Source organism: Deinococcus pimensis DSM 21231 (assembly GCF_000519345.1).
Lineage (GTDB): Bacteria > Deinococcota > Deinococci > Deinococcales > Deinococcaceae > Deinococcus_A > Deinococcus_A pimensis.
This window is the reverse complement of record NZ_KI912643.1, coordinates 7,191-14,404: the sequence shown is the minus strand read 5'-3', so window position 1 is coordinate 14,404 and position 7,214 is coordinate 7,191. Positions and strand designations below refer to the sequence as shown.

The following is a 7,214-nucleotide window of genomic DNA, read 5'->3' as shown; positions in this document are numbered from 1 at the left end:
CCACGACGCCCGTCCCGGCCCTTCCGAGCACGCCCCCGCGCGCCACGCCGACGCCCGCACCGACCACCAACCCGGTCGTGCCGCCCGTCGTGACGGAACTCGAACCCCTCGGCGGCGAGACGGCCACCACGGATCCCACGCCCGCCGAGCCCGTCGTGCAGGCCGATCCCGTCGCGGCCTTCGTGGACGCTCAGGGTGTGACGTACAGCGCGGTCGTGCTGGGGCCCGTGAACACCGGCATCCTCAAGACGAAGGCGGGCTACCTCGTCGTGACGACCGGCCAGACCCTGCCCGAGAGCGGCGGCGTCGTGGTGAAGGACATCACCGCGACGACCGTGGTGCTCGCGATCGGCAACCAGACCAAGACCCTCGAACTCGACAAAAGGTGAGTCATGAAGAGAGCCCATAAGATCAGTGCCCTGACCCTGCTCGTGACCGCGATGCTCGGCGCCGCCTCGGCCCAGAGCACCACGGACAAGCGCCTCAACACCGCGCCCGTCACGATGAACATCGGCAAGTTCGACGGGGAGCTCTCCTCGCTGCTCGCGGCGCTCGCGAAGGCCGCCGGGTACGAGCTCGTCATCGACGGCAACATCGACACCCGTTCCGCGAACACCGCGGCGAACTCCGCGCTCGCGTACAACTTCACCAACAAGCCCTTCAACGAGGTCTTCCCGATCGTCATCGACATCAACGGGCTGAGCTACGAGATCTTCCGTGTCGGCGGGAAGGACACCATCCGCGTGTCGAACTCCCCCATCCAGAAGGTCATGCGCCTCACCGTCGCGCCCGCCGAGCAGACCGCGACGCGCGTGAAGCTCTTCTTCGGCCGTCCGACGTACAACGACAAGAAGGAACTCGTCGACGTCACGCTGGATTCGCCCACGCTGCGCATCATCGCGGACACCAACTCCAACAGCCTCATCGTGCGCGGCACGAACCGCGAGATCGGCGACGTGGAGCGTCTCGTCGCGGACATCGAGGCGAACTACACCCGTCAGGGCCCGCAGACGGACGGCACCGCGAACGCCCAGCGCGTCTACACCGTGAAGAGCAACATCGAGGACATCACGGGCCTGCTCGCCGCGCAGTACCCGAGCCTGCGGGTCACGGCGGTCGGCAAGACCGGTCAGCTCGTCGTGAACGGCCCCGCCACGCAGATCGACGCGGCGTTCGCGCTGCTCGCGCAGGTGGACAAGCCCGTCGTGAAGGCCGACGGGCCCGTGATCGTGCAGCGCACCTTCACCCTGTCGAACGCGCAGGCGACCGAGGTGAAGGGCGTGCTGGAAGGCACCCTCAAGACGGACCTGACGCAGGCGGCGCCCACCGTGATCCGCCAGACGACCGACGCGAACGGCAACGTGACCTCCGCGAGCACGCAGACGCCCGCGCAGACGCCTCAGGCCGCGCAGGCCGCGCCCTCGGAGAACTCGGTGGCGGGCATCGGCGCGACGATCATCGCGGATCAGCGCTCCAACAGCCTCATCGTGCGCGGCACGCAGGGTCAGGTGGACCAGATCGCGGAGCTCATTCCGCTGCTGGACAAGGCCGTGCCGCAGCTCAACGTGCAGGTGCGCATCCAGGAGATCACGGAGACGGCGGCGCGCAACCTCGGCATCGACTGGACGGCGGGCTTCGGGCAGTTCGTCACGAAGATCGCGGCGGGTCAGATCTCGGCCCTGTTCGACATCACGCAGCCCAGCATGGGCTTCAACATCGGCGCGACCCTCAAGGCGCTCGAGAGCCAGAACCTCTCGAAGTCCATCTACGAGGGCAGCGTCACCATGCAGAGCGGTCAGCGCGGGCGCGGTCAGAGCGGCTCGACGGAGAACGCCAGCGCGGGGTCGAGCGCCACGATCAAGTCCGGCGGGCGGCTGGAGCTCAACATTCCCAGCACCAGCGGCAACATCTCCAAGCAGATCGACTACGGCGTGCTGATCGACTTCCTCAGCCCGCAGGTGACGGCGGACGGCACGATCACGCTGGGCGTGCGCAGCAACGTGAGCGCCCTCAACACGCCGGTGACGGGCGCGACCCTGCCGAACGTGCTGGAGTTCGCCAACCGCGAGGCGCAGACGACGATCTCGTTCAAGACCGGTCAGACGGTGATGCTGGGCGGCCTGCTCTCCACGAAGGAGAACGAGGGCTACCAGGGCGTGCCGGTCCTGTCGAGCATCCCGATCATCGGGAACCTCTTCAAGACGCAGAACAAGAGCAGCGAGAAGACGCAGCTGCTGATCGTCATCACGGGCAACGTGATCCAGTAACGCGAAGACGACGAGGGGCGGGAGGCGAGGCTTCCCGCCCCTCGTCGTCTTCGTGTCCCACCGCCCTTCTGCTAGAGTCCTTCCATGAGGTTTCTGACCGCCGGAGAGTCGCACGGGCCGCAGCTGACCGCCATCCTGGAGGGGCTGCCCTCGGGGCTGGAACTGACGAAGCAGGACATCGACCCCTGGCTGGAGAAGCGCCAGGGCGGGTACGGGCGCGGTCGGCGCATGGTCATCGAGAAGGACGAGGCGCGCATCCTCTCGGGCGTCCGCGCGGGCCGCACGACGGGCGCGCCCGTCACGCTCGTCGTGGAGAACCGCGACTGGCGCAACTGGACGGAGATCATGTCGCCCGAGCCGGGCGGCGAGCCACGCAAGAAGGCCCTCACGGCGGCACGCCCCGGACACGCGGACTACGCGGGCGGCGTGAAGTACCGTCACCGCGACCTGCGTGACGTGCTGGAGCGCGCCTCGGCGCGGGAGACGGCGGCGCGCGTGGCGGTCGGCGCGGTCGCGCTGAAGCTTCTGGGCGTGCTGGGCGTCGAGGGCGCCAACCACGTGGTGTCGCTCGGCGGCGTGGAGAGCGCGGCGACCTTCGACTGGGCGCGCGTGCCCGAGATCGAGGCGTCCGAGCTGCGCTGCCTCGACCCCGAGGCGTCCCAGCGCATGAAGGTCCTCGTCGACGAAGCGAAACGGGACGGCGACACGCTCGGCGGCGTGCTGGAGATCCGCTTCCGGGGACTTCCCGTGGGGCTCGGCAGTCACGTGCACTGGGACCGCAAGCTCGACGGGCGCGTCGCGCAGGCCGTGATGAGCGTGCAGGCCATGAAGGGCGTGGAGGTCGGCCTGGGCTTCGAGGGCGCGCGCCGTCCGGGCAGCGCCGTCCACGACGCGATGTTCCTGCGCGAGGGCCGCTACGCGCGCGACACGAACGGCGCGGGCGGTCTGGAGGGCGGCATGACCAACGGCGAGGAGCTCGTCGTGCGCGCCGCGATGAAGCCGATCGCCACGCTGATGAAGCCCCTGCCCACCGTGGACGTCGTGTCGCGCGAGGCGGCGGACGCGGCGCGCGAGCGGTCGGACACCACCGCCGTCCCGGCGGCGGGCGTGATCCTGCAGACCGTGGTGGGCTGGGTGCTCGCCGACGCGATGCTGGAGAAGTTCGGCGGCGACAGCGTCGAGGAGCTCGTGGAGCGCGTGCGGGCCGCCCGTGACTACGCCGCGTCCTACTGAACTCCGGGGCGGGCGCGACTTCCACGCCCGGATGGAGCGCGAGATCGGCGCGGTCCTGGCGGACGCGTACGAGCACGCGCCGGACGACGTGACCGTCAGGCCGTCCTGTGGGGAGTCGCCGCATCGTCTAGACTTCCAGGAGACCCACATGAGCGCCCCCTCTCCTTCCCTCATCGACCGGCCCGTCACGTGGGTGGCCCTGGCGGGCTTCATGGGCACCGGGAAGAGCCGCGTCGGCTGGGAGCTCTCGCGGGCGCTCGCGCTGCACTTCGTGGACACCGACAAGCTCATCGCGCGCGTCTCGGGCCGCACCGTCCCCGAGATCTTCGAGCGCGAGGGCGAGGCGCGCTTCCGCGCGTACGAGCGCGAGGTCGTCAACCGCGTGGTGCGGCTCGACTACGCCGTCGTGAGCCTCGGGGGCGGCACCTTCGTCTCCCCGGAGAACCGCCGGGTGCTGCTCTCGCGCGGACCCGTGGTGGTGCTGTGGGCTTCCCCGGAGACGATCCTGGGCCGCACGCGCCGCACCGGAAGGCCCCTGCTGCAGACGGAGGAACCGCTGGAGCGCATCACGAAGCTGATGGAGGAACGCGAGGGCGCGTACCGCGAGGGCACCATCCACGTCTCCAGCGACGGACGCTCCAGCGAGGACGTCGTGCAGGAGATCATCGAGCACCTGTGGACGTGGCAGGAACGCTTCGGCGGCGAGGACGGGGACGCGTGACGTCCCCCTCCCGTGTGATCGCCGTCGGCGGCGAGGCGTCCTACGAGGTGCGCGTCGGGCGGGACCTGCTCGGCGCGCTCGACGTGCCCGAGCGTCGCCGCGCCCTCGTCCACGACGCGGGTCTGCCCCGCGCGAGCGTGGAGCGCGCCGTGACGGCCCTCTCACCCGAGGTCGACGTGGAGGCGCCCGCCGGGGACGCCTGCAAGACGACCGAGGTGTGGGCTTCGGCGCTCTCCTCGCTCGCGCGGGCCGCGCTGCCGCGCGACGCGGCGGTCGTGTCGCTCGGCGGGGGCGCCACCACCGACCTCGGCGGGTTCGTGGCGTCCACGTACCTGCGCGGCGTCGCGCACTACACCCTCCCGACCACGCTGCTGGGCATGGTGGACGCGGCGGTGGGCGGCAAGACCGGCCTGAACCTCCCGGAGGGCAAGAACCTCGTGGGGACCTTCTGGGCGCCGCGCGGCGTGTGGTGCGACGTCGGCTTCCTGGAGACGCTGCCGCCGCGCGTGTTCCGCGAGGGCACCGCCGAGGTCTTCAAGCACGGCCTGCTCACCGACGGGGCCCTGTGCGGGCGGGTGCTGGCGCCGGACTTCGGTCCCCACGCCGCCGACCTCGTGGACGTCGTCGCGGACGCCGTGCGCGTCAAGGCGGACGTCGTCACGCGCGACCCGCGCGAGGCGGGCGAACGGGCCTTCCTGAACCTCGGGCACACGCTCGCGCACGCGCTCGAGGCCGTCACCGACCACGCGGTCACGCACGGCGAGGCCGTCGGGTACGGGCTGCACTACGCGGCGATCCTGTCGCGCGACCTCGGCGGCGCGGACCTCACGGCGCTCACCGCGCGCTTCCTGGCGTCGCTCGCGCCCGCTCCCCTGCCCACGCTGAGCTGGGAGGACGTGGCGCCCTTCGTCGCGAGGGACAAGAAGGCCGACTCCAGGGGCGTGCGCTTCGTGCTGCTCCACGACGTCGGACGGCCCTACCTCGCGCGGGTGCCGGATGAGGCGGCCCGCGCGGCCTTCGCGGCGTGGCGCGCGGACGTCACGAACACGCCGGGCGCGGGCGCATGAACTTTCGGAGGTCACACGTATGATCCTCGTCCTCAACGGTCCCAACCTCAACCTGCTCGGCACGCGCGAACCCGAGGTGTACGGCCGCGAGACCCTCGGCGACCTCGAAACCCTCTGCGAGGCGTGGGGGTCGGAGCTCGGCGTGAGCGTCACCTGCCGTCAGAGCAACTACGAGGGTCAGCTGCTCGAATGGATTCACGAGGCGGGCGGCGCGGGCTTCACGGGCATCGTGATCAATCCGGGCGCGCTGACGCACTACAGCTACGCGCTGCGCGACGCCATCGCGGGTCAGCCCCTGCCCGTCGTGGAGGTCCACATCTCCAACGTGGACGCCCGCGAGGCCTTCCGGCACACCAGCGTCACGGCGGCCGTCTGCCGCGGCAAGATCAGCGGGCTCGGCCTGCTCGGCTACCGCCTCGCGATGGAGTTCCTCACCGAGGGACGTTGAGCTTGCCCTCACGCGTGACCGCGTGGTAGACTTCTCGGCAGTGTTTTGCGCTTGGTAGGGCCAGAACCGCCGGTCAGGCACCGGGACGCGCGTGGGTGGTCCCCCGACCCCGCCGCGAGCGACGACAGCCGAAACCTCTGATTTTGGAGACGACGGTGAAAACCTACGTACCTAAGGAAACTGAACAGAACTGGATTCTGGTGGACGCCGCTGGCGTGCCGCTGGGTCGCCTCGCCACCCTCATCGCGTCCCGCATCCGCGGCAAGCACCGCCCCGACTTCACCCCGAACATCGCTCAGGGTGACTTCGTCGTGGTCGTGAACGCGGAGAAGGTCGTCCTGACCGGCGGCAAGCTCGACAGCAAGGTGTACACCCGCTACACCGGCTACCAGGGCGGCCTCAAGACGGAGACGGCGCGCACCGCGCTCGCCAAGCACCCCGACCGCGTCATCGAGCACGCCGTGTACGGGATGCTCCCCAAGAACCGCCTCGGTCGCGCGCTGCACTCGCGCCTGAAGGTGTACGCCGGCGAGACCCACCCCCACGACGCCCAGAAGCCCCAGAAGCTGGAGGTCAAGTAATGGCCACTGAACAGTACTACGGCACCGGGCGTCGCAAGGCCGCGATCGCGCGTGTGTTCCTCAAGCCCGGCGAGGGCCGCATCATCGTCAACGACCAGGAGTTCCAGGTGTACTTCCGCGGTATCCTGCGCGCCGTGCACGCGCTGCAGGCCTTCCGCGAGACGGGCACCCAGGGCCGCTTCGACGCGTACATCACCGTCACCGGTGGTGGCCCCGGCGGTCAGGCCGACGCGATCAAGCTCGGCATCGCCCGCGCGCTCCTGAAGGTCAACCCCGACTACCGCCAGCAGCTCAAGCCGCGCGGCCTCCTCACCCGCGACGCCCGCGAGGTCGAGAGCAAGAAGTACGGCCTCAAGAAGGCCCGCCGCGCGCCCCAGTTCAGCAAGCGCTGAACCCGGTCGTGCAGGAAAAGTCCCCCGCTTCGGCGGGGGACTTCTTGATGGGCCGCCTCGAATGTCCCGGCCTCGTGGCCCTACAGTGAGGTGATGGAACCGGTCCTGCTCTACGACGGCGTGTGCAACCTGTGCAGTGCCAGCGTGCAGTTCATCCTCGGGCGCGAGCGTGACGGTCGGCTGCGCTTCGCGTCCCAGCAGTCCGAGGCGGGACGCGCGCTCCTCGCCCGGCATCACCTGCCCCTGACGCCGCGCGCGGTCGTGCTGATCGAGGACGGACGCGCCTACGCGGGGAGCGACGCGGCCCTGCGGGTCGCGCGGTACCTGAAGTCCCCCTGGCGCCTGCTGTGGGCGCTCAGGGTCGTGCCGCGTCCCCTGCGCGAGGCGGTGTACGCGCTCGTGGCGCGATCACGCTACCGTCTCTTCGGGAAGCGCGAGGCGTGCTGGCTCCCCCGGCCCGAATGGCGCGCGCGCTTCCTCGACGCGTGAGCGCGCCCGCCCCGCC

General features: G+C 70.4%; 8 protein-coding genes and 1 pseudogene. All 9 read left to right on the top strand.

The features are described from left to right. Window positions 1–389: pseudogene (locus DEIPI_RS39610) on the top strand (hypothetical protein); the annotation flags it as partial. A 3-nt stretch (window positions 390–392) separates the two neighbouring features. Then, window positions 393–2,267, top strand: a complete 1,875-nt coding sequence (locus tag DEIPI_RS0111725) for a type II secretion system protein GspD (protein ID WP_027481897.1) — start codon at window positions 393–395, stop codon at window positions 2,265–2,267. Between the two features lie 84 nt (window positions 2,268–2,351). Then, complete coding sequence (aroC, locus tag DEIPI_RS0111720) at window positions 2,352–3,500, top strand: chorismate synthase (RefSeq protein WP_027481896.1); 1,149 nt, start codon at window positions 2,352–2,354, stop codon at window positions 3,498–3,500. Window positions 3,501–3,648: 148 nt separating this feature from the next. Continuing rightward, window positions 3,649–4,221, top strand: coding sequence for a shikimate kinase (locus DEIPI_RS30570; RefSeq protein WP_045234200.1), 573 nt, complete (start codon window positions 3,649–3,651; stop codon window positions 4,219–4,221). Further along, window positions 4,218–5,288 carry a 3-dehydroquinate synthase gene (locus DEIPI_RS0111710; protein ID WP_045234180.1) on the top strand — a complete coding sequence of 357 codons (1,071 nt, stop codon included), beginning with the start codon at window positions 4,218–4,220 and terminating at the stop codon, window positions 5,286–5,288. Before DEIPI_RS30570 ends, DEIPI_RS0111710 begins: the two co-directional genes overlap by 4 nt. 19 nt (window positions 5,289–5,307) lie before the next feature. Continuing rightward, entirely contained in the window at window positions 5,308–5,736 is a 429-nt protein-coding gene (aroQ, locus tag DEIPI_RS0111705) for a type II 3-dehydroquinate dehydratase (protein ID WP_027481894.1), read from the top strand. Window positions 5,737–5,891: 155 nt separating this feature from the next. Then, entirely contained in the window at window positions 5,892–6,317 is a 426-nt protein-coding gene (rplM, locus tag DEIPI_RS0111700; protein ID WP_027481893.1) for a 50S ribosomal protein L13, read from the top strand. After that, the gene (gene rpsI / locus DEIPI_RS0111695) at window positions 6,317–6,709 is read left to right on the top strand and encodes a 30S ribosomal protein S9 (protein ID WP_027481892.1); all 393 of its coding nucleotides are present in this window, start codon (window positions 6,317–6,319) and stop codon (window positions 6,707–6,709) included. Before rplM ends, rpsI begins: the two co-directional genes overlap by 1 nt. A 93-nt stretch (window positions 6,710–6,802) precedes the next feature. Beyond that, window positions 6,803–7,198, top strand: coding sequence for a thiol-disulfide oxidoreductase DCC family protein (locus tag DEIPI_RS0111690; protein ID WP_027481891.1), 396 nt, complete (start codon window positions 6,803–6,805; stop codon window positions 7,196–7,198). Window positions 7,199–7,214 lie beyond the last annotated feature (16 nt).

What these genes read in the sequence shown, in the direction of transcription:
- DEIPI_RS0111690 (WP_027481891.1), top strand. Translation starts at nt 6,803, where the DNA reads ATGGAACCGGTCCTGCTCTACGACGGCGTGTGCAACCTGTGCAGTGCC.
- aroC (WP_027481896.1), top strand. Translation starts at nt 2,352, where the DNA reads ATGAGGTTTCTGACCGCCGGAGAGTCGCACGGGCCGCAGCTGACCGCC.
- DEIPI_RS30570 (WP_045234200.1), top strand. Translation starts at nt 3,649, where the DNA reads ATGAGCGCCCCCTCTCCTTCCCTCATCGACCGGCCCGTCACGTGGGTG.
- rpsI (WP_027481892.1), top strand. Translation starts at nt 6,317, where the DNA reads ATGGCCACTGAACAGTACTACGGCACCGGGCGTCGCAAGGCCGCGATC.
- DEIPI_RS0111725 (WP_027481897.1), top strand. Translation starts at nt 393, where the DNA reads ATGAAGAGAGCCCATAAGATCAGTGCCCTGACCCTGCTCGTGACCGCG.
- aroQ (WP_027481894.1), top strand. Translation starts at nt 5,308, where the DNA reads ATGATCCTCGTCCTCAACGGTCCCAACCTCAACCTGCTCGGCACGCGC.